This is a genomic window from Kitasatospora sp. NPDC058046 (assembly GCF_042885595.1).
In the GTDB taxonomy this organism is placed as follows: Bacteria; Actinomycetota; Actinomycetes; order Streptomycetales; family Streptomycetaceae; genus Kitasatospora.
Genome location: NZ_JBHVRS010000002.1, coordinates 390680 through 416647 on the forward strand (window position 1 = coordinate 390680; position 25968 = coordinate 416647).

Genomic DNA, 25968 nt, shown 5'->3' on the forward strand with positions numbered 1-25968 from the left:
ATCGGGCGGGGCGATCGGACGAACGGACGGACGGTACGGCCTGGCGGCTACCCCTGGGGGAGGAGCGCGTAGTGGTAAGTGTGACTGGTCGTGAAGCCGAGTCCGTCATAGAGCGCGATCGCCCCCGCGTTCTCCGCCTCGACCTGGAGGTAGCCGCCGCTCGCCCCCTCCTCGGCCGCGCGCGAGGCGAGCACCGCCATGACCGTCGTCGCCAGTCCGGCCCGCCGGGCGTACGGCTGGACCTCGATCGCGCCGAAGCAGGCCCAGGCGCCCTCGATGACGCAGCGTCCGATCGCCAGCGGCGGCTGCCCGGGGGCGCCCGGCACGGTGGCGAACCAGACCGAGGGCCCGCCGTGCAGCACCCGCCGGGCCGCCTCCTCCACCGCCGGGTCGCCGCTCACCCGCCGGTACACCGACAGCCACCGGTCGTCCGCGGTCCGCGCGAGGCGCACCCTGTCGTGCCCGGCGCCGGCCCGGGCGAGCCCGGCCAGCGGGGCGGTGCGGACCAGGGTGGGCGCGTACCCGGCGCCGAGCCGGTCGAGTTCGGCGACCAGCGCCGGGGGCGAGCCGGGGGAGATCACCTCGACGTACGCGGGCAGTCCGCGCGCCGCGTACCAGGCGCGGACGGCCGCCAGCGCCCGGGGCAGCGGCAGTCCCGGGTCCCCGAGCGCCTGGACGGAGTTGGCCCGCCGGGTGAACCCGGCGGCGGCGCGCAGCGTCCACTCGCCGAGCGGCTCCTGCTCGACGGCCGGCCAGCCGCGGCCCGCGATCCGCTGCAGTTCGACCGGCGCGGTGACCGGCAACGGGACGCGCCGGGCCGGGAACGGCGGCACGGTCTTGCCTGCGACCAGCAGCTTCTCCGGCAAGAACACCGGATCGCCGGTTCGAGGGGCGATCGTCAACCCATGATCGTCCCACGATGTGAGCACGCCGATCGAATCCCGGAACACCGGCCGGTCGTCCACGAACTCCGCGAGGCGGCGGACGGACACGCGTCGTCCCACGTCAGAGCGGTCTATCCGGACTTCCGGACGGTCGCCGACCGGGTCGTGCGTCGCCATCTGGCCACCTCCTGTGCATTTGCGGTCTCCGACCCGCGATACTAGGGGCGGGCATCGACGACGCCGCGCTCACCGCGCACGGCAGCAGAACAGAACGGGCCACCAGGCCCTTCCGAGGAGGAACGACAGCGTGACCTACGTCATCGCGCAGCCTTGTGTCGACGTGAAGGACAAGGCGTGCATCGAAGAGTGCCCGGTTGACTGCATCTACGAGGGCGAGCGATCGCTCTACATCCACCCGGATGAGTGTGTCGACTGTGGCGCGTGCGAGCCGGTCTGCCCGGTCGAGGCGATCTTCTACGAGGACGACACTCCGGAGGAGTGGAAGGACTACTACAAGGCGAACGTCGAGTTCTTCGACGACCTGGGTTCCCCCGGCGGCGCCTCCAAGCTCGGTCTGATCGAGCGTGACCACCCGTTCATCGCCGCTCTGCCGCCGCAGAACGCCGACCACTGACGATCGGTGGCACAACAGCTGTGAGTACCAACAGCACGCGCGCGCCGTTCCCGGGTCACCCGGGGGCGGCGCGCCGCGTTTCGGACAAGCTCCCCGTCTTCCCCTGGGACAAGCTGGAGCCGTACAAGGCGACCGCCCTGGCCCACCCCGGCGGGCTCTGCGACTTCTCCGTCGGCACCCCGGTGGACCCGGTCCCCGAGGTGATCCAGAAGGCGCTGGCCGCGCACACCGACACCCCCGGCTACCCGACCGTCTGGGGCCCGCTGGAGCTGCGCGAGGCGATCGCCGGCTGGCTGCACCGCCGCCTCGGCGCGGAGACCGGCCCGCAGGCCGTGCTCCCGACCGTCGGCTCCAAGGAGCTGGTGGCCTGGCTGCCGACCCAGCTCGGCCTCGGCCCCGGCGACCAGGTCGCCTACCCGCGCCTGGCCTACCCGACCTACGAGGTGGGCGCCCGGCTGTGCGGCGCCGAGCCGGTCGAGTACGACTCGGTGGACGAGCTGGACGGCTCCCGGGTGCGCCTGCTCTGGGTGAACTCGCCGTCCAACCCGACCGGCCGGGTGCTGGGCGCGGACGAGCTGCGCCGGGCCGTCGAGTGGGCCAGGGAGCACGGGGCGCTGCTGGTCAGCGACGAGTGCTACCTGGAGCTGGGCTGGGAGGCCGAGCCGGTCTCCGTCCTGCACCCGGACGTCTGCGGCGACGGCCACGAGGGCCTGCTGGCCGTCCACTCGCTCTCCAAGCGCTCCAACCTGGCCGGCTACCGCGCCTCCTTCGTGGCGGGCGACCCGGTGGTGGTCAGGGAGCTGCTGGAGGTGCGCAAGCACGGCGGCATGATCGTGCCGGCGCCGGTCCAGGCGGCGACGGTCGCCGCGCTCGCGGACGACGCCCACGTGGCCGAGCAGCGCGAGCGGTACGCGGCCCGGCGCTCGGCGCTGCGGGCGGCGCTGGAGGCGTACGGCTTCCGGATCGAGCACTCCGAGGCGAGCCTCTACCTGTGGGCGACCCAGGACCGCCCGTGCTGGGAGACCGTGGCCGAACTGGCCGGGCTGGGCATCCTGGTGGCGCCCGGCGACTTCTACGGGCCGGCCGGCGACCGCTTCGTGCGGGTCGCGTTCACGGCGACCGACGAGCGGGTCGCCGCGGCCGTGGAGCGGCTGGGCGCGGCGAGCTGACCGCGATCGCGCCGAGCTCGGCGCGCCGACCGTAGCGGGCGACCGTACGGCGAAGGGGGCCGGTGTCACGGACACCGGCCCCCTTCGGGGTTCTCCCCGAGCCGGGGGTTGTGCGGCGGCGGGGGTTACAGCGGCAGGCCGCTGAGGCTGCCGCCGCTCAGGTTGCCGCCGCCCAGGCCGCCCAGCAGGCCGCCGAGCGGGCCGAGCGCGCCGGTGAGGCCGGACAGCGGGCTGTTCGCGCCGAGGTCGGCACCGCCGAGGCGGTTGGCCGACCCGTGCTCGGCCAGGCCGAGCACGTCGGTGGCGGGCAGCTCGGCGGGCAGGGCGTGCTCGACCGAGCCGAGCGGCAGCGCGCGCTGCACCGCGCCGACCGGCAGCGCGTCGGCGACGGCGGTGCCGCCGGGGACGGCGCCGGTGAGCGTCTCGGCGCCGGGCACGGCCTGGGTGACCGAGCCCGCCTGGGTGAGTCCGCCGAGCGGGCCGGTGCCGGCGGTGGCGCTGCGGGTCTCCGCGCTCTTGCCGGTGACGGCCTCGCCGAGCTTGCCGGCCAGGGACGAGGCGACCTTCGGGGTGACCGAGGAGAGCTGGCCCGCGGTCGCCGCGGTCTGGTCGACCGGGGCGGTCAGCGAGCCGGCCTTCTCGTTGGCCTCGGGCAGCTGCTGGGCGACGATGTTTCCGGCGGCGTCGGCGGAGGCCGGTACGCCGGCGGCGACGGTGGCCGCACCCGTGGTCCCGGCGGCCTGGCCGAGCTGGTGGGTGGTGTGCTGGAGGGTGGAACCGGTGTCGGTGTTGGCCAGCTGGCCCAGCGGTGCCGCGAGGTCGCTCTTGGGCAGCAGGGCGTCCCCGCCCAGGGCGGACGCGGAGCCGGCCGCGAGAAGCGGGGTCGCTCCGGCGGCCACGACGAGCGCGGCCTGGGCGATCCGGCGCGTGAGGGGGTGAGACATGGGGCTCCTCGAAGGGGTCTGGGTCCGTCCCGTCCGCCAAAGGACCGGGCGTGGACGACCGGGCGGACGACGTTGTTACCGCTTGAGAAGCCAGAAGGTTTCGGCCGACGCAAGGAATCTTCCTGGCCGACCATCGGATCGTACGACCACAACAGCGCTGCCCGACCGGCCCGGTCGGACGCCGTCGAACCGCCCCGGTCAAGGGGAGTGACGGTTCTCCAACCGGGTTCGCCGGAGCGGGCGGCCGGTCCACCGGGGTTGACCGGAATCACCCGTCCGGCGGCAACCCGAACACCAGTGCGTCAACTCTTGTCGGCCGGGGCCAGCGTGACCTGGACGAGCTTGGTCGAGGTGCCCGAGGTCTGGTTCTGCCAGCCGTCCTCGGACTTGGACTTGCGCCAGATCTTCCCGTCGTAGGCGACCGTCGCGATGCCCAGCTGCTGGGCCTGGGCGACCGCCCAGTGGGCGACCTCCCAGCCGCTCGCCCGCTCGGCGCTCACCCCGCCGTCCGCCGCCCCCGCGTCCGGCGAGGAGGTCAGGGCGGCGGTGGCCGGGTCCGGGGTCAGCGAGACGGCGTTCTCGGCGCCCTTGATGGTCGAGGTGTAGCCGGTCGCCGGGGTCACCGTGCGGCCGAACTCCCGGCGCACCCGGTCGGACAGCACCTGGGCCCGGTCCGGCGCGGCGGCCGGGGCCGCGGTGGCGCCCGGGGTGGCGCCCGGCGCGGCCGAGGCGGAGTCCGCCGGGTCCGGCTTGGCGTAGTCGTGCACCACGCAGGAGAACGAGGCGGGCTCCCGGCCGGCCAGCGCCGAGGTGAGCAGGGTCGCCTTGGTCTCGTGCTTGGCGTAGGCCTGCGGGTAGCCGCTCTTCTGCACCGTCTGCGCGGCGTCGGTCAGCGGCATCCGGGTGTAGCCCGGGACCTTGACCAGGCCGTCCAGGAACTTGTTGGTCGCGTACACCGGGTCCGAGATCTGCGCCGGGGTGCCCCAGCCCATCGACGGCCGCTGCTGGAAGAGGCCGATCGAGTCCCGGTCGCCGCCCGCGAGGTTGCGCAGCTTGGACTCCTGCATGGCGGTCGCCAGCGAGATCGTGGTGGCCCGGTCCGGCAGCCCGCGCGAACGCGCCACCGCGGCGATCGTCGCGGCGTTGGCGGCCTGCGGCAGCTCCAGCGTGCCGTTCCCGGCCGCCGTCTTCACCGAGCACTCCTCGGACGCGCCGGGCTTGAAACCGAACCACCAGATCCCGACCACGGCCAGGCCGGCGACCATGGCCAGGCCGAGCAGCCCGACGATCACCATCAGCAGGGCGCGAAGCGGCCCGCGGCGGCGAGTGGGCTCCTCTTCGTCGCCCAGCTCTTCGCTGCTCCTTCTCCTGGCCACCGTCGCCCCTCTCGCGCCTGCACCTTGATCCGACACCGTACCCACTCGGACGGATGTGCGGCGCCTTCCGGTTGCCGTCACCCGCCTCCGACCGGACCGGGCCGCGGATTAGGCTGGCTCCCATGAGCAGCTCGAACCCGACGCCCCTGGACCTCACTCTCGACGGCGGCACGCTGACCGCCCGGCTCGTCGACATCCCCTCGGTGAGCGGCGACGAGCAGGCGCTCGCCGACGCCATCGAGACCGCGCTGCGCGGCTACCCGCACCTCACCGTGGACCGCCACGGCAACAACGTGGTGGCCCGGACGAACCTGGGCCGGGCCGAGCGCGTCGTCCTGGCCGGCCACCTGGACACCGTGCCGATCGCCGACAACCTCCCCTCGTGGGTCGAGGGCGACCTGCTCCACGGCTGCGGCACCACGGACATGAAGTCCGGCGTGGCCGTGCAGCTGCGCCTCGCCGCCACGGTGCCCGAGCCCAACCGCGACCTCACCTTCGTCTTCTACGACTGCGAGGAGGTGGAGGCCTCCCGCAACGGCCTCGGCCACCTGGCCAAGGACCACCCGGAGTGGCTGGCCGGCGACTTCGCGGTGCTGATGGAGCCCAGCGGCGGCATGGTCGAGGGCGGCTGCCAGGGCACCCTGCGGGCGCAGGTGCGGCTCACCGGCGTGCGCGCCCACTCGGCCCGCAGCTGGCTCGGGGACAACGCCATCCACCACGCCGCCGAGGTGCTCACCCGGCTGGAGAACTACCAGCCGCGCCGGGTGGAGATCGACGGCCTGGAGTACCGCGAGGGCCTGAACGCGGTCCGGATCGACGGCGGCGTGGCCGGCAACGTGATCCCGGACGAGTGCGTCGTCACGGTCAACTTCCGCTACGCGCCGGACCGCGACGAGGTGGACGCGGAGAAGCACGTGCGCGAGGTCTTCGACGGCTTCGAGCTGACCGTCACCGACTTCGCCGTGGGCGCCCTGCCCGGGCTCTCCCAGCCGGCCGCCCGGGCCTTCCTGGAGGCCACCGGCGGCCAGGCCCGGGCCAAGTTCGGCTGGACCGACGTCGCCCGGTTCAGCGCGCTCGGCGTCCCGGCGGTCAACTACGGCCCCGGCGACCCGAACCTGGCGCACAAGCGCGAGGAGTACTGCTCGCTGAGCGCCATCGCCGAGGTCGAGGACCGGATGCGCGCCTGGCTGACCAGCTGAGCCGCTGCCGGCGACGCTCGTCCGATCAGCAGTCGAACGCCACCTTCCGGATGCTCAACCGACCTTCCCCCGTTGCCTGAAAACGGGGGAGGGCGGGCGTAGGGTTTCGTCATGACAGGCACAGGAGACGAGAAGCACTACGGCCACGGCCCCGAGCAGGTCGGTGCGCCGCGGAAGAAGAAGGCCTGGCCCGAGAAGCAGAAGGGCCCGGTGCTGGTGCGCCGGGACCAGGTCGGTACGAGCACCACGGACCAGCGCCTGCTGGACACCACCGGTCCGACCGACTGGCTGCACACCGACCCGTGGCGGGTCCTGCGGATCACCTCGGAGTTCGTCGAGGGCTTCGGCGCCCTCGCCGAACTCCCGCCCGCGATCAGTGTCTTCGGCTCCGCCCGGACCCCGGTCGACTCGCCCGAGTACCAGGCGGGCGTGGCCATCGGCCGGGCCCTCGCCGAGGCCGGCTACGCGGTGATCACCGGCGGCGGCCCGGGCGCGATGGAGGCCGCCAACCGCGGCGCCTCCGAGGCGGGCGGCCTCAGCGTCGGGCTCGGCATCGAGCTGCCCTTCGAGCAGGGCCTCAACGAGTTCGTCGACCTCGGGCTGAACTTCCGCTACTTCTTCGTCCGCAAGACGATGTTCGTGAAGTACGCGCAGGGCTTCGTGGTCCTGCCCGGCGGCCTCGGCACGCTGGACGAGCTGTTCGAGGCGCTCACCCTGGTGCAGACGAAGAAGGTCACCCGCTTCCCGGTGATCCTCTACGGCAGCGCCTACTGGGGCGGCCTGTACGAGTGGCTGAAGGACACCCTGGTCGCGCAGGGCAAGGCGGCCCCGCACGACCTGGAGCTGTTCCACATCACCGACGAGATCGACGAGGTCATGAAGATCCTCGCCGACGCCCGCCGGCCCGCGAACGAGATCTAGCGCGAGCGAGCCGAAGGGTCGCGCCGGTGCCGAAAGCGAGGAGCGACAAGCGAGGGACGAGCGCCGGAGCGACGACCGTCGGCACCGGGTCCGAGCGCCCCGGAGGCGAGCCGAGCGCCGACAGGAGGGTTCACGCCAGCCCCCGGCGGGCGACCGCCGGGGGGCGGGTGCCCCGGATCGAGGCGACCATGTCCAGCACCTGGCGGGTCTCCGCGACCTGGTGCACCCGGTAGACCCGCGCGCCCAGCCAGGCCGAGACCGCGGTGGTGGCCAGGGTGCCGAGCAGCCGCTCGTTCACCGGCCGGTCCAGGGTCTCGCCGACGAAGTCCTTGTTGGAGAGCGAGACCAGCACCGGGAAGCCGGTCGCGGTCATCTCCGGCAGCCGCCGGGTGGCCTCCAGCGAGTGCCGGGTGTTCTTGCCGAAGTCGTGCCCCGGGTCGATGACCACCGCGTCCCGCCGCACGCCCAGCTCCACCGCGCGCTCGGCGAGCCCCACGGTCACCCGCAGGATGTCCGCCATCACGTCCTCGTACCCGACCCGGTGCGGCCGGGTACGGGGCTCGGCGCCGCCCGCGTGGGTGCAGACCAGCCCGGCGTCGTACCGGGCGGCCACCTCGGCGAGCCTCGGGTCCACGCCGCCCCAGGCGTCATTCAGCAGGTCCGCGCCCACCTCGCAGACCGCCTCGCCGACCTCGTGCCGCCAGGTGTCCACGCTGATCACCGCCTCGGGGTGGCGCTTGCGCAGCTCGGCCACGAAGGGCACGGTGCGCCGCAGCTCCTCCTCGACCGTGACCTCGTCGCCGGGCCCGGCCTTCACCCCGCCGATGTCCAGGATCGCCGCGCCCTCGGCCATCGCGCGGTCCGCGGCGGCGAAGGCGGCCTCGTCGGCGAAGGTCGCGCCCTTGTCGAAGAACGAGTCCGGCGTCCGGTTGACGATCGCCATGATCACCAGCTCGTCGTCACCGAATTCCCGCGGTCCCAGGCGCAGTGCCACCGATGTCTCCTCCAGAGCTCCTGCGGGTGCGATGATGGCCCCCGGCCTCACTAAGGGACCATGCTGTCATGATCAGTGTGGTTGCCTGCCACCACATAGCGGACCGGCCGGGAGTTCGGGAGGACAGCTCGTGTTCTGGGTGATCGTGGTCGCCATGGCCGTGGTGGTCGGCGGTGCCGCCCTGGTGGCGCTCGGCGGGGGCGGCTCGATGCCGGAGGCGGCACCGGACCGGATCTCCGCGCGGCTGCCGCAGGACCGCCCGCTGGGTCGGGCGGACGTGGACGAGCTGCGCCTGCCGATGGCGCTGCGCGGCTACCGGATGGACGAGGTGGACGACGTCCTGGACCGCCTCGGCGCCGAACTCGCCTACCGCGACGCGCGGATCGCCGAGCTGGAGGCCGCCGCCCACCTGCGCGGCGCGGTCGAGGCGACCAGCGCCCCCGACCCGGCGGCCGAACCGCTGCCCGGCCTGGAGCAGTTCGCCCAGGTGGTCGAGCCGGCCGTGGTGCTCGCCAAGCAGCCGGCCGGGGAGCACGCCCCCGAGGACGCGAAGCCGGAGACGGAGAAGTGACCGACCCGGCCGGGGGCGCGGTTCTCGGCGCGGACGGCCTGCGCCGCTGCGGCTGGGGCGACTCCACCGACGACTACCGGGTCTACCACGACACCGAGTGGGGCCGCCCGGTGCACGGCGACGACGCGCTGTTCGAGCGGGTCTGCCTGGAGGCCTTCCAGTCCGGCCTGTCCTGGCTGACCATCCTGCGCCGCCGCGAGGGCTTCCGGGCCGCGTTCGCGGGCTTCCGGATCGCCGAGGTCGCCGAGTTCGGCGAGGCGGACAAGGAGCGCCTGCTCGCCGACGCCGGCATCATCCGCAACCGGGCCAAGATCGAGGCGGCGATCGCCAACGCGCGGGTCGCCCGCGACCTGGCGGGCGGCCTGGACGCGCTGATCTGGCAGTTCGCCGCCGAACCGGGCCGGCCGGCCCCCCGCACGATGGGCGAGGTGCCGGCCGTCACGCCGGAGTCGACGGCGCTGGCGAAGGCGCTGAAGAAGGCGGGCTTCCGCTTCGTCGGCCCGACCACCGCGTACGCCCTGATGCAGGCCTGCGGGCTGGTCGACGACCACCTGGCGGACTGCCACGTCCGCACCGGCGCCAAGGGCTGACCGGCGGGGCCGGCCCGGCCCGGCCCCGGACACCGGCCCTAGCGGCCCAGGTACGTCGGCTTCTCCTTGGCGATGAAGGCGCGCACCGCGATCCGGTGGTCCTCGCTGTTGCCGGCCAGCGTCTGCAACTCGTCCTCCTTGTCGAGGAGTTCGTCCAGCGAGTGGGAGGCGCCGTACGCCAGCGACTCCTTGATGGCGCCGTAGGCGACGGTCGGGCCCTCGGCCAGCTCACGGGCGAAGGCCCGTGCGGTGGCGGCGAGTTCCCTGGCCGGCACCACCCTGGTGGCCAGGCCCAGCTCGGCGGCCTCGGCGGCCTTGACCGTGCGGGGCAGCATCAGCAGCTCGGTGGCCCTGGCGTGCCCGACCAGCCGGGGCAGCGTCCAGGAGGCGCCCGAGTCGGCCGTCAGCCCGATCCCGGCGAAGGCGGTGTTGAAGCCGGCCCGGTCGGACAGGACGCGGAAGTCGCAGGCGAAGGCGAGCGAGGCGCCGGCCCCGGCCGCGACCCCGCCGACCGCGGCGACGGTCGGCTTGCGCATCCCGGCCAGTGCCCGCACCAGCGGGTTGTAGTGCTCGCCGACGGTCCGCAGCGCGCCCTCGCCGGTCTCCTCGGCCCGCTTCAGCATGGCCAGGTGCTCGTTCAGGTCCTGCCCGACGCAGAACGCCCGCTCGCCCGCTCCGGTGAGCAGGACGGCCCGCACCGCCGGGTCCGCGGCCGCGGCGGTCACGGCGTCGCGCAGCGCGACCTTGGTGGCGACGTCGAGCGCGTTCATCGCCTCCGGGCGGTTGATGGTGATGACGGCCAGGCCGCCGTCCAGCTCGTACAGCACGGAATCGGACATGGGTGAGGGCTCCCGGGATCGAGGCGTTGTCGGTCGTGTGTGTCAGGATGCCGGAGCACACGGGGGCCTGGGGAGTGTGAGGTATCGCACCTTCGGGCGGTGTCCGCACCACCGCCACGCCGGGGCTTATGACGTGGTTTGCGGCGGTTGGGGGCGGTCCGGTCGTGGTTGCACCGAGAGTGATGTTGGTCATCAGCCCGTGGCATGCGGGATAATGGCTTCCGATCAATGCGTTCGATACCGGCGGTGGACGGACTGCCGGTGCGTAGCTGAGCGGTTGCAGGAAGGGGAACGAGCATGGCGGCCATGAAGCCGCGGACGGGTGACGGCCCGCTCGAAGTCACCAAAGAGGGACGGGGCATCATCATGCGCGTTCCGCTCGAAGGCGGCGGACGCCTTGTGGTGGAGCTCACGCCGGACGAGGCCCAGGCCCTCGGCGAGGCCCTGAAGAAGGCCTGCGGCTGACCGCAGCAGGTGCTCGCCATCTCCTGGAGATGTGCTGCCGGGCCCGGGTTCGACGTCATGTCGGCCCGGGTCCGCACGTTTTCCCGGGCCCGGGCCCGAAGGGGCGCCGGGCTCGGCGCCCGACGCTCAGCGCTTGACGGCGCAGAGCAGCCCGTCCGACACCGGCAGCAGCGCCGGCAGCAGGGCCTCGCTCTCCCGCACGTCCCGGACCAGGTCCCGGACCGCGCCGGTCTGCGGGTCCTGGAGCTCCGGCTCGGCCAGCCGGCCCTCCTGGAAGACGCCCTCGAAGCAGACCATCCCGCCCGGCCGCAGCAGCCGCAGCGCCTCCCGCAGGTACTCGCAGGACTCGACCGGGTCGCCGTCGCAGAACACCAGGTCGTACTGGCCGTCGGCGAGCCGGGGCAGCACCTCCAGCGCCCGGCCCGGTATGAACCGGGAGCGGTTGGCCGCGAACCCGGCCGCCTGGTACGCCTCGCGGGCCAGCTGCTGGCGCACCGGCTCGGAGTCGACCGTGGTGAGCACGCCGTCCGGCCGCATTCCGCGCAGCAGGTAGACCCCGGACACCCCGGTGCCGGTGCCGATCTCGGCCACCGCCTTGGCGTCCAGCGCGGCGGCCAGCAGCCGCAGGCAGGCCCCGCCGCTCGGTCCGATCGCCCGTATCCCGGTCCGCGCGGACTGCGCCCGGGCGTAGGTCAGCACGGCGTCCTCGCTCACGTAGGTGTCGGCGAGGGCCGCGTGCGCGGGCCCGAACTCGCTGATGGCTGCCTCTTTCGGAGCCCCGGGCGAGGCCCGGTGCCGAAGGATGTCGATATTTCCTGGCACAGATTACTGGCCGACCGGGAACCGCGTACGGCGGCGGGCCGTTGTCAGGACGGACCGGGTGCGGAAGACCTCCCGGGCACTTTTATCCGGGCTTGACGGGTGAGGTGGATATGGTGGTGGCCCTGCTGGGCAGAAGAGCCGACCGAGGAGGTGTGGCCGAGGGCGACGTCCCTGTGCGGCGGCACTCCCGCGGCACCGCGTCAGCCCGTACGCCGAAGCCCGTGATGAACCAGCCTGCGCACTCCGACCTGGACCAGCCCGTGGCCGCGACGCCGGCCGGCGGCGCCACCGAGGCCCCCGCCCTCGCGACCTTCACCGAGGGTCCCGACGCGCAGACCTGGACTCCGCCCAGCTGGGAGGAGATCGTCGAGGCGCACAGCGCCCGCGTCTACCGGCTCGCCTACCGCCTGACGGGCAACCAGCACGACGCCGAGGACCTCACCCAGGAGGTCTTCGTCCGGGTGTTCCGTTCGCTGTCCACGTACACCCCCGGCACGTTCGAGGGCTGGCTGCACCGGATCACCACCAACCTCTTCCTGGACATGGTCCGCCGCCGCCAGCGCATCCGCTTCGACGCGCTCGGCGAGGACGCGGCCGAGCGGCTCGCCTCCCGCGAGCCGAGCCCGGCCCAGCACTTCAGCGACACTCACTTCGACGCCGACGTGCAGCAGGCGCTGGACACCCTGGCGCCGGAGTTCCGCGCCGCGGTGGTGCTCTGCGACATCGAGGGCCTGTCCTACGAGGAGATCGCCGCCACGCTGGGCGTCAAGCTCGGCACCGTCCGCAGCCGCATCCACCGCGGCCGCTCGCACCTGCGCGCCGCGCTCAAGCACCGCGCCCCCGGCTCGGCCCCCGGCCGGGAGCGCCGCGGCGGCTCGGAGGAGCCGGTGCCGGTCGGCGTCGGAGCGGTCGAGGCCGCGGTCGCGCCCGGTGGGCGCGGACGGAGGCGGTCGTGAGCGGAACCAGCCGGTCCGGTTCGGGTCGGTCGGACGCCTCCGACCGGTCCCCGAACCGACGGGGCTGGGCCCTGCCGGGCCGTCGCGGAGGCGACGAACCCGGTGAGCCCGTGCTGCCCGCGGTGGCACTGCCCGCGGACACGGCGCTGCACGCGCTTCCCGTCCGCCCCGCCGCACCCGCCGAGGACCACCACCTCGGCGAGCGCCTCTCCGCCTTCCTGGACGGCGAGCTCGGCCACGACTCGCGCGACCGCGTCCAGGCCCACCTGGCGACCTGCCCGCACTGCCTCGCCGAGGTCGACGAGGCCCGCGCCGTCAAGCACATGCTGACCCGCACCGGCACGCCCGGCCCGTCCTCCGCGCTGATGGCCCGCCTGATGGCCGTCGGCGGCCTTCCCGAGGACGCCCCGGCGGACGGCGACTGGCCGGCCGGCCGCGGCCGCCGCGATGACGACGACGACCTGCCCGGCGGCGGGGTCGCCGCCGCCGGGACGCTCGGCGGCAGCCGGCTCGACGGCGGCTCCTTCGGCCGTGGTGCCGGGGCCTCCTTCGGCGCCGGCGCGCTCGGCGCGGACACGCCGCTGCCCGGGGTGGACCCGCGCGCCTTCGGGCGCGGCGCGGTGCTGCGGCCGCTGATGGGCCGGCGCTCCGCCCGCCCCGAGCCCACCGCCGCCCCCGCCCGTCCGCAGTCCTCCGCGGCCGTCGTCCGCCCGCCCGCGCGGGGCCGCCGGCTGGTGTTCGCCGCCGCGGGCGCCTTCTCCGTCGCCGCGGTGACGCTCGGCGGTGTCGGCGGGCTCAGCACGCAGGGCGAGGAGCGCCACGGCACCACCGTCAGCCCGCCCGGCTCCGGCACCGGACGCGGCGGCGGCCTCGTCCCGATGAACGCCCAGGTCCCGGTGGACTTCCCCGGCCGCCCGGTCGCCGCGACCCGCGACGCGACCCCGCCGGGCTCCCCGGAGCGCTACCCCGGGGGCGCCGTGGCACAGCGCCAGCAGACCCGCTAGAACAACCCTCGACGGACCCGGGACGCGCGCTCGATCCCCCGTCCGGACGGCCTCGGCCACCGGCAGGTCTTTACCACGGCTTCATCCCAGCGTGGACCAGGGACTCGCCGGTGGCCATTACCCTGTAGGAACCGTCGTCCGACGAGCTAGGGAGCCAAAGGTGTTCAGCGACGTGAGCGGGCTGGAGGTGCTGACCCTCGTCGTGATGGCCATCATCATCTTCGGTCCGGACAAACTGCCGAAGCTGATCCAGGACACCATGAACGTCGTCCGGAAGATCCGTTCCTTCGCCGACAACGCGAAGGAGGACATCCGCAGCGAGCTGGGCCCCGACTTCCAGGACTTCGAGTTCGAGGACCTGAACCCCAAGACCTTCGTCCGCAAGCAGCTCATGGGCGGCGAGGAGGACCCGCTGGGCCTCAAGGGGATGAAGGACTCGCTGGACATCCGCTCCGTCCTGGACGACAAGCCCGCGGCCCCGGTCAACGGCCGCAGCGGCAGCGTCAGCTTCGAGAAGTCCGCGCCGGCCTCCGCCCCCGCCTCCGCCGGCGCCCCGCTGGCCCCCGGCGAGCGCCCCCCGTTCGACCCCGACGCCACCTGACCGACCCCGCGTACGGCGCCCCGGCGCCGCGCCACCGCCCCGCCCGGCCACCCGGCTGAGCGGGGCGGTGGCGTGTGCGCCGCTATTGTGCTGATTGCTCCCGCTGAGCCGTCCGTCACACCGCGCCCCGTCGCGGACCGGTAACGGCCCCGGGGAGCGCCGCGGTACGCCACCATGGGAGCGCGCCACGGCAGGCAAACGTGTGTTTGAGGAGGCCCGGGGATGGACGCGACGAGTCAGGCGGGAGGGGCGACGGCCACGGCCGGCGGCCCGGTGGTCGGCGGACAGGCGGGCCCGGCGGACCCGCTGGTGCCCTACCTGTCCGCAGACTTCCCCTGGTACGGGCTGGACGAGGGCTGGACCGGCCGTCGCTTCCTGGTGCAGGCCGGCGCCGGCCCCCGCACCGCGGGCAGCGTCGACTACGGCTCGCTCGGCCACGGCGAGGAGCCGGCCCAGCGGTACGAGCCGCGCGACGTGCGGAAGTTCGCCGTCGTGGTCACCGTGGCCCGCCGGGACAGCCGCCGCAGCGCCGACAACACCGGCACCCTGGAGGCGACCTCCGCCTCCTCCGCCGCCTGGCTGGCCGGCTCCGGCCTGCTCGCCGGCACCTGGCCCGGGCAGCTGGACCGGGCGCTGCGCCAGGACTGGCTGGACCAGCAGAGCAGCCTCGCCTGGGACCTCGCCGACGACCTGGCCGGCCCGGGCTGGTCCACCCTCAGCCTGCCGGTCAACGGCCTGCCGCAGCCCTTCCGCTACCGCGAGTCCGAGTACGGCTGGGTGCTGGCCGGCGAGGCCCCCGGCGTCCTGCTCGGCGCCTACGGCCGCGGCGTCAGCGCGTACGGCCTCGGCTTCTCCACCGTCCCGGACCTGACCGCCTACACCCGGCCGTAGGGCCCGCGGCGGTACGGCGAAGGGCCGGGTGGTCTGGTCCGACCACCCGGCCCTTCGTCGTCACCGTCTCAGAACTTGTTCCTGGGCGTCAGGCCCAGCGACATCCCGGACAGCCCGCGCTGGCGGCCACCGAGCTTGCCGGCCACCGCGCGCAGGGCGACGCCGGCCGGGGAGTCGGGCGCGGCGAGCACGACCGGGCGGCCGTCGTCGCCGCCCTCGCGCAGCCGCACGTCGATCGGGATCGAGCCGAGCACCGGGACGGTCGCGCCGACGGTGCGGGTGAGCGCGTCCGCGACGGTCTGGCCGCCGCCGGTGCCGAAGACGTCGATCATCTCGTCGCAGTGCGGGCACGGCATGCCGGACATGTTCTCGATCACGCCGACGATCTTCTGGTGGGTCTGCACCGCGATGGTGCCGGCCCGCTCGGCCACCTCGGCGGCGGCCATCTGCGGGGTGGTGACGATCAGGATCTCCGCGTTGGGGACCAGCTGGGCCACCGAGATGGCGATGTCGCCGGTGCCGGGCGGCAGGTCCAGCAGCAGCACGTCCAGGTCGCCCCAGTACACGTCGGCGAGGAACTGCTGGAGCGCGCGGTGCAGCATCGGGCCGCGCCAGACCACCGGGGCGTTGCCCGGGGTGAACATGCCGATCGAGATGACCTTCACGCCGTTCGCCTGCGGCGGCATGATCATGTCCTGGACCTGGGTCGGCCGGCCCTCGACGCCCAGCATGCGCGGCACGCTGTGGCCGTAGATGTCGGCGTCCACCACGGCGACCTTCAGGCCGTCGGCGGCCATCGCGGCCGCCAGGTTGACGGTCACCGAGGACTTGCCGACGCCGCCCTTGCCGGAGGCGACGGCGTAGACCCGGGTCAGCGTGCCCGGCTTGGCGAACGGGATCTCCCGCTCGGGGGCGCCGCCGCGCAGCAGCTGGGACAGCTCCTTGCGCTGCTCGTCGCTCATCACGTCGAGCTCGACCTCGACGCCGGTCACGCCGGGGACCTTCCCGACCGCCTCGCGCACCCGGGTGACGATGGTGTCGCGCATCGGGCAGCCGGAGACCGTCAGGTAGACCGCGACGCTCACCACGCCGCCCTCGGCGATCCCGACCGATTTCACCATGCCGATCTCGGTGATCGGGCGGTTGATCTCCGGGTCGTTGACGGTCGCCAGCGCCTGGCGTACGGACTCCTCCGTGACGCCGGCCGCGACCTCTGTCTCGTTGGCCATGCCTTGATGGTACGGCGCCCGGCGAAGTCGTTAACCGGTCGGTAGCGTGCCGCGGGTCACAGCGGCTCGGGGGCCTCCCGGCGTTCGTCGATCTCCTTGAGCAGGGACTGGAGTTCGGACCGGATGCTGCCCAGTTCAGAAGTGATGAAGGCCCGGGTGGCGACCTCGCCGAGCCCGTGCCGGAGGGCCGCGACCTCGCGGGTCAGGTACTCGGTGTCGGCGATGTTGCGGTCGCTGCGGGCGCGGTCCTGCTCCATGTTGACGCGGTCCCGGTTGTCCTGCCGGTTCTGCGCCAGCAGGATCAGCGGGGCCGCGTACGAGGCCTGCAGGGACAGCGCCAGGGTCAGGAAGATGAACGGGTACTCGTCGAAGCGCACGGACATCGGCAGCAGGGTGTTCCACGCTATCCAGACGACGACCACCACCGTCATCCAGACGATGAACCGCCCGGTGCCGAGGAAGCGGGCGATCCGCTCGGACAGGACGCCGAAGGCCTCCGGGTCGTAGGAGGGCAGCGTGAGCAGGCCGGGCCGGGCGGTGCGCGGCTGGTCGAGCCGGGCGCGGCCGGTGCCGGTGATCGGCGCGGTCTCCGCGCGCCGGTCCCGGGCGCCCTCGCGGGTGCGCAGCTCGCGCAGCTGTCGCAGCTGGCGCAGTTCGCCCTGGAGGCGCCGGCGTGCGGAGTCGTCCGACCGTCCGCTGCGGTCACCGTCCATCGGTCACCCCTTCCGTCTCGTCGTCGCGGACCTCGTCGTGGGCGTGCAGCGCGGCGTCGCGCCAGTCGTCCGGCAGCAGGTGGTCGAGCACGTCGTCGACGGTCACCGCGCCGAGCAGGTGGTCCGCGTCGTCGACGACCGGCGCGGCGACCAGGTTGTAGGTCGCCAGGTAGCTGGTGATCAGCGACAGCGGGGTGTCCGGCGGCAGCGGGTCCAGGTCGTCGTCGACCAGCGAGCCGACCAGGACGTACGGGGGCTCGCGCAGCAGCCGCTGGAAGTGCACGGTGCCCAGGTAGCGGCCGGTCGGGGTCTCGTTCGGCGGGCGGCAGACGAAGACCTGCGCGGCCAGCGCGGGCTTGTGGTCGCTGACCCGGACCCGGGCCAGCGCCTCGGCGACCGTCGCGTCCGGCTCCAGCACGATCGGCTCGGTGGTCATCAGACCGCCGGCGGTGTCCTCCTCGTACGTCAGCAGGCGGCGCACCGGCGCGGCCTCGTCCGGCTCCATCAGCTGGAGCAGCCGCTCGGCCTCGTCGCCGGGCAGCTCGGAGAGCAGGTCGGCGGCGTCGTCCGGGTCCATCGCCTCCAGGACGTCGGCGGCGCGCTCCTCCTGGAGCTTGCCGATGATCTCGACCTGGTCGTCCTCGGGCAGCTCCTCCAGGACGTCGGCCAGCCGCTCGTCGTCGAGGGCGGCGGCGACCTCGGCCCGGCGCTTGGCGGACAGGTGGTGCAGCACGCTGGCGAGGTCGGCGGGGCGCAGCTGCTCGAAGGTGGCGAGCAGGTTGGCCGCGCCCTGGTCCTGCTCGGGCAGCGAGAAGCCGGTGACGTCCTGCCAGTCCAGGGTGAGCCGCTCGCCCTTGCCCTTGCGCAGCCGGCCGGCCCGGCCGACCTGGACGAAGACCTTGCTGATCTCCCACTCGCGCAGCCGGGTCTGCACCATGCCGACGTCCAGCACGGTGACGTCCTCGGCGGTCTTGGACCAGGTGACGGTGCGGTCCAGCAGCTCGGCGAGCACCAGGGTCTCGGACGGGCGCTGCTCGAAGCGGCGCAGGTTGATCACGCCGGTGGTGAGCACCTGGCCGGACTCCAGGCTGGTCACCCGGGTCATCGGCAGGAAGATCCGGCGCCGGCCGACCACCTCGACCACCAGGCCGAGCACGCGCGGCGGGCGGCCGCCGAGCCGCAGCGACACGACCACGTCCCGGACCCGCCCGACCTGGTCGCCGTTCGGGTCGAACACCGCGATGGCGGACAGATGGGAGATGAAGACCCGGGTGCCTGGCCCTGCCATGGACTCCCTCGACTCGCTCGACGCCGTACCGGGTGCGCCGGGGGCGCACTCGCGGCCAAGGCTACCCGCGTGCTCCGGGCCCGGCCGGGAGGCACGGTAGCCGCCGGACACGTCCTGGGCGTGAACCTTTAACGGCGCTTGAACAGCAGTTTGGGCAGGCCGGCCGGGATCGGCAGCCGGGTGGTGGCCGGGGTGGGCATCGGCTGGGCGGCGTGCGAGCCGTCCGGCATCGCCCCGGGGTGCTCGGTGAGCGGGCCGGTCGGCTCCAGCCGCAGCACCCGGCACTCGCGGGCCCAGCGCTCGGTGATGGCGTCGGTGTCGGGCGCGTTCAGCCGCTTGCCCTTGAGCTCCTCGACGGCGCCCAGCCAGGCCTCGCTGCCCGGGGCGGGTTCGACCACCCGGGCGCTCCAGCCGGTCAGCCGACCGCCCTTGTCCTTGCTGCGGACGGTGACCACGGCCCCGGCGCCGGGCTCCAGGCCGTGCAGCGGCTGCTCGGCGCCCCCGCCGACCACCACGACCGCGCCGTCGTGCCACGCGTGCCACAGCGGCCGGGCCTGCTCCTGCCCGTCCGCGCGCACCCAGAGCAGGCCGGACTTCTTCGCGGCCTCCTCCAGCAGGGCCCGGTCGAGGAAGTCGTCGGCGGTCGCGGCGGCGGGCGTACGGTCCATGGCGGACAGCGTACGGCTTTCGGCGTCCACCGGGCGTCTCAGCCTCCGGGCGACAGTTCCATTGCGCCGCCACGGGCCTTACCGTATGACCGCCCCACCCCCGCGACCAGCAAGGAGCGCCGTGCCCGCCGCCCGGCCCGCGACCGCCCCCTCCGCCGCCCCCGCGACCGCCGACCCGGGGCCGGCGCACCCGCTGCCCACCCTCGACCTGCTGCTGCTCGCCGTCTCGATCGGCGGCATCTCGCTGTCCGGCCCGCTGATCAGCGCCACCGCCGCGCCCGCGCTGGCGATCGCCCTCTGGCGCAACGTCATGTCGGTCGGCGTCCTCGGCCCGTACGCGCTGCTGCGCCACCGCGCCGAACTGCGCGGGATCGGCCGGCGGGCGCTGCTGCTCGCGGTGGCCGCCGGGGCGCTGCTCGCCGTGCACTTCGCGCTCTGGATGCCCAGCCTGCGGATGACCTCGGTGGCCTCGGCCACCGCCCTGGTCACCACCACCCCGCTGTGGACCATCCTGCTGATGCGGCTGATGGGCGTCCGGGCGCCGCGGCTGGTCTGGCTCGGCACGGTCGTCGCCTTCGCCGGGGTGCTGGTGCTGACCGGCGTCGACCTCTCGCTCTCCCCGCGCGCGCTGCTCGGCGACGCGCTCGCGCTCGCCGCCGGCCTGGCCGCGGCCGGGTACATGCTGCTGGGCGCCGAGGTCCGCAAGACCGTCAGCACCACCGCGTACACCCTGGTCTGCTACGCCACCACGGCGGCGGTGCTGCTGGGGATCTGCCTGGTCGCCGGCACGCCGCTGGCCGGGTGGCCGGCCGGGGTGTGGTGGCAGATCGTGCTGCTGATGGTCGCCGCCCAGTTGCTCGGCCACTCGCTGAGCAACCGCGTGGTGCGCAGCCTCGGGCCGTCCGTCACCTCGACCGCGATCCTGCTGGAGACGCCGGGCGCGGCGCTGATCGCCGCCCTCTGGCTGGGCCAGTGGCCGCCGGCGGCCGCCTACCCGGCGGTGGTGCTGATCCTGCTCGGGCTGGTCCTGGTGGCCCGCGGCGGGCGGCGCTGACCGCCGGCCCCGGCCGGGGGTACCGCCCTCAGCGGGGCCCGGGTGCCGACGCCGGCGCGGTCAGAGCCAGCCGTTGCGGCGGAAGCCCCGGTACATCCCGAAGCAGATCAGCACGATCGCGCCGAGCACCGTCGGGTAGCCGTACTTGTGGTGCAGCTCCGGCATGTACTCGAAGTTCATGCCGTAGACGCCGGTGATCATGGTGGGCACCGCGAAGATCGCCGCCCAGGCGGTGATCTTGCGCATGTCCTCGTTCTGCGCCACCGAGACCTGCGCCAGGTTCGCCTGGAGCAGCGAGTTCAGCAGCTCGTCGAAGCCGTGCACCTGCTCGGCGACCCGGGCCAGGTGGTCGGCGACGTCCCGGAAGTACTTCTGGATGTCCGGGTCGACCAGCCGCTGGAGCGGCTCGGACAGCTGCTGCATCGGGCGCAGCAGCGGCGCCACGGCGCGCTTGAACTCCAGGACCTCGCGCTTGAGTTGGTAGACCCGGCCGACGTCGGCGCTGCGCCCGCCCTTGGCCGAGAAGACGCCGTACTCGATCTCGTCCACGTCGTTCTGGAGCCGCTCGGCGACCAGCAGGTAGTTGTCCACGACGTGGTCGGCGATCGCGTGCAGCACCGCCGCCGGGCCCTTGGAGAGCAGCCCGGCCTCGTCCGCGTCGGCCTCCAGCCGGTGGCGCAGCTCCTGCAACGAGCCGTGGCCGCCGTGCCGGACGGTGATCACGAAGTCCCGGCCGGCGAAGACCATCAGCTCGCCGGTCTCCACCACCTCGCTGGTGGGCGTGAGCTGGTCGTGCTCGACGTAGCGGATGGTCTTGAAGACGGCGAACAGCACGTCGTCGTAGCGCTCGACCTTGGGCCGCTGGTGCGCGTGCACCGCGTCCTCGACCGCGAGCGGGTGCAGGCCGAAGCGCTGGGCGATCCCCTCGAACTCGGCCTCGGTCGGCTCGTGCAGCCCGATCCAGCTGAACGAGCCCTCGCCCTCGGGGAGTTGGTGGGCGGCCTTGACCCGGTGGGCGGCCTCGCGCGGGCTGCACGTCTCGCCCCTGCGCTTGCCGTGCTGGTAGACCGCGCAGTCCACGACCGCCGAACCGGCGTCCTCGGGCAGGACGGCGTAGACGCCGGCCGCGCCCCGGCGGCGGTTGGTGCGGACGGCGGCGCGCAGGCTGTTGATCATCGACATGGCAGGCTCCCAGAGGCAGGAACCGTCGCGCGGCCGCGCGGAAGGAAAAACGTTCGGCCGCGGTACGACGGCGGAGAACACCGGTGAAACGGGGGATGAAAGTGCTCTCCCGGCCGGTCCGTCCGCCGTGGGGCCTGTGCCCGGGGCTACCGCGGCTGATTCAGCCGGTTGGGCCTGCGGGGCGCGGGGTACGGGGAAGTCGGGGCCGGGCAGAGCTGCCGGTACTGCATGGTCGGCCGGTATCCACCGCAACCACCTCCTTCGCGCCGCCGCCCCGGGACGAACGATCCCGGTGGCCAGTCGCTCACCCTAACATCTGACCGGGCGTCGAGGCCGAGGGGTTCCCGGAGGTTTCCGAAGGCTTTACGGGATCCTTGCCCCGCCCGGCCGTTGCCCCGCCACGGCGCCCCGCCGCACCGCCGTCACACCGCCTCCGGCCCGCCCGCACGCGGCCCGCGAACCCCCGGGGGTTACGCTCACCGGCATGGCGCACGACTTCCCGCTCTTCGGCGACCCCCACGGCGGCAGCTCCCCGGAGCTCACCCGGGAGGCGGTGCTGGCCGCCGTCGAGGCCCGGCTGATCTCCACCTTCGGCGAACCGGGCGGCCGCGCCGCGGTCACCTTCCTCGGCGCCGACCGGATCGAGGTGCTGCGCTTCGGCCCGGACGCCGAGGGCCTGGTGCGGTACGCGACGCTCGGCATGTCCGCCGCACCGATGGCCGACCCGACCGCGCCCGTCGCCGACCAGGTCCGCGGCCCGCGCGTCGAACTGGTACTGACGGTCCGGGGCGGGCGCGACAGCGTGCTGCGCACCCTGGCCACCTTCGCCGCCACCCCGCAGGTCGAGGGCCTGGTGGTGGCCCCGGGCGGCTCGCTGGACCTCGGCTCGCCGCTCTGGGACGGCGCGCCCTTCACCTCGGTGCTCGCGGCCGAACCGGGCGGCCTGGTCGAGGACCTGGAGCTGGCCGAGCCGGCCGACCCGGTCCGCTTCCTGCCGCTGCTGCCGATGACGCCCAACGAGGCGGGCTGGAAGCGGGTGCACGGCGCGGCCGCGCTCCAGGAGCGCTGGCTCGACCAGGGCGCCGACCTGCGCGACCCGGGCCGACGCGGCGTCCGGCTGGACTGACCGCCGCCCGGCCGTACTCCGAAACTCCGAACGCCGGGCCAAGGGACTCGTAATCCCCTTGGCCCGGCGTTCGCGTTCGTTCGCGTCCGCTCAGCGCTCGATCGGCTTCGCGCCGGTCGCCTGCGCCAGCAGCGCCCCGTACACCTCCGGGTCGGTGGTGTGCTCGCCGAGCCGTACGGTCTTGCGGGTGCCGTGGTAGTCGCTGGAGCCGGTGACCAGCAGGCCGAGCTCGCCGGCCAGGCCGCGCAGCCGCCCCCTGGTCTCCTCGTCGTGGTCGGTGTGGTCGACCTCCAGCCCGGCCAGTCCGGCCGCCGCGAGGTCGGCGATCACCTGGTCGGAGACCGTCCGGCCGCGCTTGACCGCGCCCGGGTGGGCGAACACCGGCACCCCGCCGGCCGCCCGGACCAGCCGGACCGCCGTGACCGGGTCGGTCTCGTGCTTGCGGACGTCCGCCCGCCCGCCGTTGGCCAGCCAGTCGGCGGTGAAGGCGTCCGAGACGGTGGCGACCACGCCGGCCTCGACCAGCGCGCTGGCGATGTGCGGCCGGCCGACCGAGCCGGCCCCGGCGATCCGCCGCACCTGCTCCCAGCTGATCTCCGCGCCGAGCTCCCGGCAGCGCTCCACGATGGCCCGCCCGCGCCGGAACCGGTCGGTGCGCACCAGGTCCCGCTCGCGCGCGAACTCCGGCTCCTCCGGGTCGAACAGGTACGCCAGCAGGTGCAGGCTGATGCCGTCCACGGCGCAGGACAGCTCGGCGCCCGGGACGACGGTCAGCCGGCTGTCCGCGGGCAGTGCGCGCACCGCCCCGGCGGCCTCGGCGTGGCCGGCCACGGTGTCGTGGTCGGTCAGCGCCACCACGTCGAGGCCCGCGGCGACGGCCGCCGCGACCAGCTCGGCCGGGCTGTCGGTGCCGTCGGAGGCGTTGCTGTGGGCGTGCAGGTCGATGCGCACGGATCGGTCTCCTGGAGGCTCGTGGGTGCCGCCCAGGATAGGCGTAGCCGTCAGCCGAGGAGCCGGGGGGAGAGCGCCCCGCAGGGCAGCAGGTCCAGTTCGGCGCCGGCCTCGCGCAGGTCGGTCAGCACCAGCTCGTCGTACATCACCAGCGCGGACTGCTCGGGCCAGGCGACCGCCCAGAGCCAGAGCCCGCGGGCCTCGCCGACGAACACCGCGCGGTCGGCCGGGGCGTCCGGGACGTGGAACATCGGGGTGGGCCGCCCGGCGGCCAGCAGCTTGGCGTCGGCGGGCTTGTAGAGGCCGACGGAGTCGCCCGGGTCCGGCCCGGACAGGCCCGCGTAGCGGGCGCCGAGGCCGACCCCCAGCTCCTCGGCGACCAGCACCAGCTCGCCGAAGCCGCCGAGCGGCGCGGGCCCGGAGCAGGCGACGGCGGTGGCCCGGGCGCCCGAGACGTCGTCGCCGACGTGGGCGATGCCGGTGTAGAGCCAGCCGACCGGGAGCGGCCAGGGCAGCCAGACCGGGACCTGGGAGCGGGCGACGGCGACGCCGAGGGCCTCCACACTCGGGGGCAGCACGGGCTGCATCGGGTGCACGGCTCCGTGCCGGTCGCACTGCCAGGTGTCTGAGAACAGACCGGGGGCGCGGACCCGACCGGCGCACCTCGGGCAGCTGGGCTCGCCCCTCATAGCCGTCAACGCTCCTCCCTCCGGACCGCCGCGTCAAGGACGATCACCCGTACGGAGGGCTCGGCGGCACCTGTCGGTGGCGGGCGCCCGGGCCGGCGCCGGGTGGGCGTGGCACGGGCGGTTCCCGTTGGGGGATGTCCCGTCCCGGGCGGCGGCAAACGTCCGGGGTGCCGACCCCGGAAACACTGACGCCCCGTCATCGGCGAATGCGGTGACAGGGCGTCAGTCGGGTATCGGAACGTCCGGATCGGACGCTCCCGGCTCGTCGGCGGCGGGTGAGGCCTCCCGGTCGGAGGCGCCGCGCCGGGTCAGACGGTCGGGCACGGACGGATGAGCAGGCGCTCGCCGGTGCGGGCGGCGGCCTGGACGACCTCGCGCACGGTGGCGGCGTCGGCGATCTGGCGGTCGGCGGCGGAGCCGTTGGTCTCGTCGAGTCGGACGATCTCGAAGCGCATGGTCTTCGTCATGGGCGTCTCCTTTCCTGGCCCCGCGGGGCGGGGCGGGGGCGGCTGAGTCGGTATCAGCTCTCTCGGGGTCTTGCGGATCCGGAGGTGAGGCCGGATCGGGCGGGTCGTCGCGCGTGTGGCGGTCTGCTGCGGCAAGGGCTCCCCCTGCTTGCCTGGTGCGTCCAGTGCCTCGTGCACCACGGTGTCGTGGCGGTGCTACCGGGCCGTTGCCCGTCCGTGAAGTCCAGGTTTCGGGTGATCGGTGCCGCGGTGGAGGCCGGCGATGATTCCCGGACAGAATCAAAGATTACCGTAACTAACGAATTTTGTCCTGTGTTGAAGCCGATCGAACTTGAAGAAGTGGTACAGACCACTTTCGGCGGACCGGGGGAACCGGCGCGGCCCCGACGGCGTCGGTCAGGCCCAGAACGCGGCCAGCGCCCCGGCCGTGGCGGCCGGCTGCTCGGCGTTGGGGGAGTGGCCGGCGTCCGCGACCACCACCCGGCGGGCGCCCAGGCGCTCGGCCATCGCGGTCTGCTCCGGGACCGGCCAGGCGTGGTCCCGCACCCCGGACAGCACCAGCACCGGCAGCCCGGCGGTGGCGGCGGCCAGCTCCGCCACCCGGTCCGGCGCGGCCACCAGGTGGGCGCCGGTGACGGACAGCGCCCGCGGCACGTTGGCCAGCCAGCGGCGGTGCAGGAACTCCGCGACGGCCGGCTCCAGGCTCGGCCGCGGCTGCCCGCTCTCCGCCTCCAGCTGCCGCATGACCTGCCAGATCTGCTCCAGGTCCATCCCCCGCAGGGCGTCCAGCAGCAGCCCGGTGCGGACCGCCTCGGCCGGGTCGATCGCGCCCGGGCCGGTGGACACCAGGGTCAGCGACCGCCAGGGCAGCGGGCCCTCCGCGGCCGCGGCGAGCACCGCCTCGCGCACCACCTGGCCGCCGAAGGAGTGCCCCAGCAGGTGCGGCGGGGCGCCCCCGGCCTCGGCCGCCAGCACCCCGGTGAGCGCCCGTACGTCCGCGCCGAGCGCCCCGACGGCGTACGCCGCAGGATCGTCCGGACCGCCGGTCTGGTACTGCCCGCGCTGGTCCACGGCCGTCACCCGGTACCCGGCGGCCGCCAGCGGCTCCAGCAGCGCGATGAAGTCCTCCTTGCTGCCGGTGAACCCCGGCACCAGCAGCGCCGAGCCGCGCACCGGCCCGGACGGCTCCGCCCGCAGCGCCGCGAACTCCCCGCGGCCGGTCACCAGCCGCTCGGCCCGCGCGCACCCGGGCAGCGTCAGAAACGGCGGCGTGCTCATGGGCTGTTCTCCCTGCTGTCCTGTCGGCGCTCCCCGACGCCCCCGAGCTTAGGAGGCGGGCGGAACGCCCGAGGGGGCGGGCCGGGCCGGGTGGCCTGGCCCGCCCCCTCGGGGGAGACACGGGGGTGTCAGCTCTCCGGGGTGGCCTCCGCGGGCGCGGCCGCCTTGCGGGTGCGGGTGCGCTTGCGCGGGGCGGGAGCCTCGGTGGCCTCGGCGGCCGGGGCGGCGGCCTCGACGGCCTCCGCCTTCGGCTTGCGGGCCCGGGTGGCCTTCTTGGCCGGGGCGGGAGCCTCGGCGGCGGCCTCGGCGACCGGAGCCGCCTCGACGGCCTCGGCCTTCGGCTTCCGGGCGCGGGTGGCCTTCTTCACCGGGGCGGGAGCCTCGGTGGCCTCGGCGGCCGGGGCGGCGGCCTCGACGGCCTCCGCCTTCGGCTTGCGGGCCCGGGTGGCCTTCTTGGCCGGGG

At 74.4% G+C, this 25968-nt stretch carries 28 protein-coding genes and 1 pseudogene; 13 read left to right on the forward strand and 16 right to left on the reverse strand.

All coding sequences use genetic code 11. The annotated features are described in order from the left end of the window. Positions 1 to 47 precede the first annotated feature (47 nt). Complete coding sequence (locus ACFVU7_RS05965; RefSeq protein ID WP_375874140.1) at positions 48 to 902, reverse strand: GNAT family N-acetyltransferase; 855 nt, start codon at positions 900 to 902, stop codon at positions 48 to 50. A 289-nt stretch (positions 903 to 1191) separates the two neighbouring features. On the opposite strand from ACFVU7_RS05965, the gene fdxA reads away from it, so the two are divergent. Together fdxA and dapC are read left to right on the forward strand one after the other, a co-directional pair. After that, a complete protein-coding gene (fdxA, locus tag ACFVU7_RS05970) occupies positions 1192 to 1518 on the forward strand; it encodes a ferredoxin (protein ID WP_030061559.1) in 327 nt (108 codons plus the stop codon). 20 nt (positions 1519 to 1538) lie between these two features. Then, complete coding sequence (gene dapC, locus ACFVU7_RS05975; protein WP_074001371.1) at positions 1539 to 2687, forward strand: succinyldiaminopimelate transaminase; 1149 nt, start codon at positions 1539 to 1541, stop codon at positions 2685 to 2687. 125 nt (positions 2688 to 2812) lie between these two features. Here the strand turns inward: dapC and ACFVU7_RS05980 are convergent, their stop codons facing one another. Both ACFVU7_RS05980 and ACFVU7_RS05985 read right to left on the reverse strand, forming a co-directional pair. After that, entirely contained in the window at positions 2813 to 3631 is an 819-nt protein-coding gene (locus ACFVU7_RS05980; RefSeq protein WP_380745404.1) for a hypothetical protein, read from the reverse strand. A gap of 302 nt (positions 3632 to 3933) precedes the next feature. After that, positions 3934 to 5007: a hypothetical protein gene (locus ACFVU7_RS05985; protein WP_181970669.1), complete on the reverse strand. Its 1074-nt coding sequence runs from the start codon at positions 5005 to 5007 to the stop codon at positions 3934 to 3936. A gap of 122 nt (positions 5008 to 5129) precedes the next feature. Here ACFVU7_RS05985 and dapE point away from each other — a divergent pair, with 122 nt between their 5' ends. After that, on the forward strand, positions 5130 to 6206 hold the full coding sequence (gene dapE / locus ACFVU7_RS05990; RefSeq protein WP_388044485.1) for a succinyl-diaminopimelate desuccinylase: 1077 nt from the start codon (positions 5130 to 5132) through the stop codon (positions 6204 to 6206). A gap of 111 nt (positions 6207 to 6317) precedes the next feature. Then, positions 6318 to 7127 (forward strand): TIGR00730 family Rossman fold protein, encoded by an 810-nt coding sequence (locus ACFVU7_RS05995; protein ID WP_049655631.1) that lies wholly within the window; start codon positions 6318 to 6320, stop codon positions 7125 to 7127. A gap of 130 nt (positions 7128 to 7257) precedes the next feature. Here ACFVU7_RS05995 and folP read toward each other — a convergent pair whose 3' ends face one another. Beyond that, the gene (folP, locus tag ACFVU7_RS06000; RefSeq protein WP_074001558.1) at positions 7258 to 8070 is read right to left on the reverse strand and encodes a dihydropteroate synthase; all 813 of its coding nucleotides are present in this window, start codon (positions 8068 to 8070) and stop codon (positions 7258 to 7260) included. A 181-nt stretch (positions 8071 to 8251) separates the two neighbouring features. On the opposite strand from folP, the gene ACFVU7_RS06005 reads away from it, so the two are divergent. Together ACFVU7_RS06005 and ACFVU7_RS06010 are read left to right on the forward strand one after the other, a co-directional pair. After that, positions 8252 to 8692 (forward strand): DivIVA domain-containing protein, encoded by a 441-nt coding sequence (locus ACFVU7_RS06005; RefSeq protein WP_388044486.1) that lies wholly within the window; start codon positions 8252 to 8254, stop codon positions 8690 to 8692. After that, complete coding sequence (locus ACFVU7_RS06010; RefSeq protein WP_380745398.1) at positions 8689 to 9282, forward strand: DNA-3-methyladenine glycosylase I; 594 nt, start codon at positions 8689 to 8691, stop codon at positions 9280 to 9282. The genes ACFVU7_RS06005 and ACFVU7_RS06010 overlap by 4 nt, the downstream gene beginning before the upstream one ends. Before the next feature lie 38 nt (positions 9283 to 9320). Here the strand turns inward: ACFVU7_RS06010 and ACFVU7_RS06015 are convergent, their stop codons facing one another. Next, positions 9321 to 10121, reverse strand: coding sequence for an enoyl-CoA hydratase-related protein (locus tag ACFVU7_RS06015; RefSeq protein ID WP_388044487.1), 801 nt, complete (start codon positions 10119 to 10121; stop codon positions 9321 to 9323). Between the two features lie 297 nt (positions 10122 to 10418). On the opposite strand from ACFVU7_RS06015, the gene ACFVU7_RS06020 reads away from it, so the two are divergent. Beyond that, positions 10419 to 10586, forward strand: a complete 168-nt coding sequence (locus ACFVU7_RS06020; RefSeq protein WP_074001376.1) for a DUF3117 domain-containing protein — start codon at positions 10419 to 10421, stop codon at positions 10584 to 10586. Between the two features lie 126 nt (positions 10587 to 10712). Here the strand turns inward: ACFVU7_RS06020 and ACFVU7_RS06025 are convergent, their stop codons facing one another. Then, entirely contained in the window at positions 10713 to 11345 is a 633-nt protein-coding gene (locus ACFVU7_RS06025) for an O-methyltransferase (RefSeq protein ID WP_049655642.1), read from the reverse strand. A 287-nt stretch (positions 11346 to 11632) separates the two neighbouring features. Here ACFVU7_RS06025 and sigE point away from each other — a divergent pair, with 287 nt between their 5' ends. The 4 genes from sigE (at position 11633) to ACFVU7_RS06045 (ending at position 14860) form a co-directional block, all read left to right on the forward strand. Beyond that, positions 11633 to 12364, forward strand: a complete 732-nt coding sequence (gene sigE / locus ACFVU7_RS06030; RefSeq protein WP_049655634.1) for an RNA polymerase sigma factor SigE — start codon at positions 11633 to 11635, stop codon at positions 12362 to 12364. 122 nt (positions 12365 to 12486) lie between these two features. After that, the gene (locus ACFVU7_RS06035; RefSeq protein WP_375874135.1) at positions 12487 to 13368 is read left to right on the forward strand and encodes a zf-HC2 domain-containing protein; all 882 of its coding nucleotides are present in this window, start codon (positions 12487 to 12489) and stop codon (positions 13366 to 13368) included. Positions 13369 to 13528: 160 nt separating this feature from the next. After that, positions 13529 to 13969 (forward strand): sec-independent translocase, encoded by a 441-nt coding sequence (locus ACFVU7_RS06040; protein WP_375874134.1) that lies wholly within the window; start codon positions 13529 to 13531, stop codon positions 13967 to 13969. A 222-nt stretch (positions 13970 to 14191) separates the two neighbouring features. Further along, the gene (locus ACFVU7_RS06045; protein WP_049654115.1) at positions 14192 to 14860 is read left to right on the forward strand and encodes a hypothetical protein; all 669 of its coding nucleotides are present in this window, start codon (positions 14192 to 14194) and stop codon (positions 14858 to 14860) included. A gap of 68 nt (positions 14861 to 14928) precedes the next feature. Here ACFVU7_RS06045 and ACFVU7_RS06050 read toward each other — a convergent pair whose 3' ends face one another. From ACFVU7_RS06050 to ACFVU7_RS06065, 4 genes are all read right to left on the reverse strand, one after another. Beyond that, a complete protein-coding gene (locus ACFVU7_RS06050; protein ID WP_049654113.1) occupies positions 14929 to 16089 on the reverse strand; it encodes an Mrp/NBP35 family ATP-binding protein in 1161 nt (386 codons plus the stop codon). A 56-nt stretch (positions 16090 to 16145) separates the two neighbouring features. Then, positions 16146 to 16802: a DUF1003 domain-containing protein gene (locus tag ACFVU7_RS06055; RefSeq protein ID WP_079271870.1), complete on the reverse strand. Its 657-nt coding sequence runs from the start codon at positions 16800 to 16802 to the stop codon at positions 16146 to 16148. Next, positions 16792 to 18090, reverse strand: coding sequence for a magnesium transporter MgtE N-terminal domain-containing protein (locus ACFVU7_RS06060; RefSeq protein ID WP_049654112.1), 1299 nt, complete (start codon positions 18088 to 18090; stop codon positions 16792 to 16794). Before ACFVU7_RS06060 ends, ACFVU7_RS06055 begins: the two co-directional genes overlap by 11 nt. Before the next feature lie 128 nt (positions 18091 to 18218). Continuing rightward, positions 18219 to 18758: a hypothetical protein gene (locus ACFVU7_RS06065; RefSeq protein ID WP_049654123.1), complete on the reverse strand. Its 540-nt coding sequence runs from the start codon at positions 18756 to 18758 to the stop codon at positions 18219 to 18221. Positions 18759 to 18843: 85 nt separating this feature from the next. Between ACFVU7_RS06065 and ACFVU7_RS06070 the strand changes: the two genes are divergently transcribed. Continuing rightward, positions 18844 to 19812: a DMT family transporter gene (locus tag ACFVU7_RS06070; RefSeq protein WP_388044488.1), complete on the forward strand. Its 969-nt coding sequence runs from the start codon at positions 18844 to 18846 to the stop codon at positions 19810 to 19812. A 60-nt stretch (positions 19813 to 19872) separates the two neighbouring features. Here the strand turns inward: ACFVU7_RS06070 and corA are convergent, their stop codons facing one another. After that, positions 19873 to 20994 carry a magnesium/cobalt transporter CorA gene (gene corA / locus ACFVU7_RS06075; protein ID WP_049654109.1) on the reverse strand — a complete coding sequence of 374 codons (1122 nt, stop codon included), beginning with the start codon at positions 20992 to 20994 and terminating at the stop codon, positions 19873 to 19875. 484 nt (positions 20995 to 21478) lie between these two features. Here corA and ACFVU7_RS06080 point away from each other — a divergent pair, with 484 nt between their 5' ends. After that, the gene (locus tag ACFVU7_RS06080; protein WP_079271871.1) at positions 21479 to 22120 is read left to right on the forward strand and encodes a suppressor of fused domain protein; all 642 of its coding nucleotides are present in this window, start codon (positions 21479 to 21481) and stop codon (positions 22118 to 22120) included. A 90-nt stretch (positions 22121 to 22210) separates the two neighbouring features. Here the strand turns inward: ACFVU7_RS06080 and ACFVU7_RS06085 are convergent, their stop codons facing one another. The 5 genes and pseudogenes from ACFVU7_RS06085 to ACFVU7_RS06105 all read right to left on the reverse strand — a co-directional run. After that, positions 22211 to 23071: a PHP domain-containing protein gene (locus ACFVU7_RS06085; protein ID WP_388044489.1), complete on the reverse strand. Its 861-nt coding sequence runs from the start codon at positions 23069 to 23071 to the stop codon at positions 22211 to 22213. Between the two features lie 50 nt (positions 23072 to 23121). Beyond that, positions 23122 to 23760, reverse strand: a complete 639-nt coding sequence (locus ACFVU7_RS06090) for a DUF6758 family protein (protein ID WP_063780222.1) — start codon at positions 23758 to 23760, stop codon at positions 23122 to 23124. Positions 23761 to 24068: 308 nt separating this feature from the next. Continuing rightward, positions 24069 to 24227 carry a hypothetical protein gene (locus ACFVU7_RS06095; protein ID WP_158077673.1) on the reverse strand — a complete coding sequence of 53 codons (159 nt, stop codon included), beginning with the start codon at positions 24225 to 24227 and terminating at the stop codon, positions 24069 to 24071. A gap of 396 nt (positions 24228 to 24623) precedes the next feature. After that, entirely contained in the window at positions 24624 to 25505 is an 882-nt protein-coding gene (locus ACFVU7_RS06100; RefSeq protein ID WP_388044490.1) for an alpha/beta fold hydrolase, read from the reverse strand. A 128-nt stretch (positions 25506 to 25633) separates the two neighbouring features. Further along, positions 25634 to 25968 (reverse strand): annotated as a pseudogene (locus tag ACFVU7_RS06105) (hypothetical protein); the annotation flags it as partial.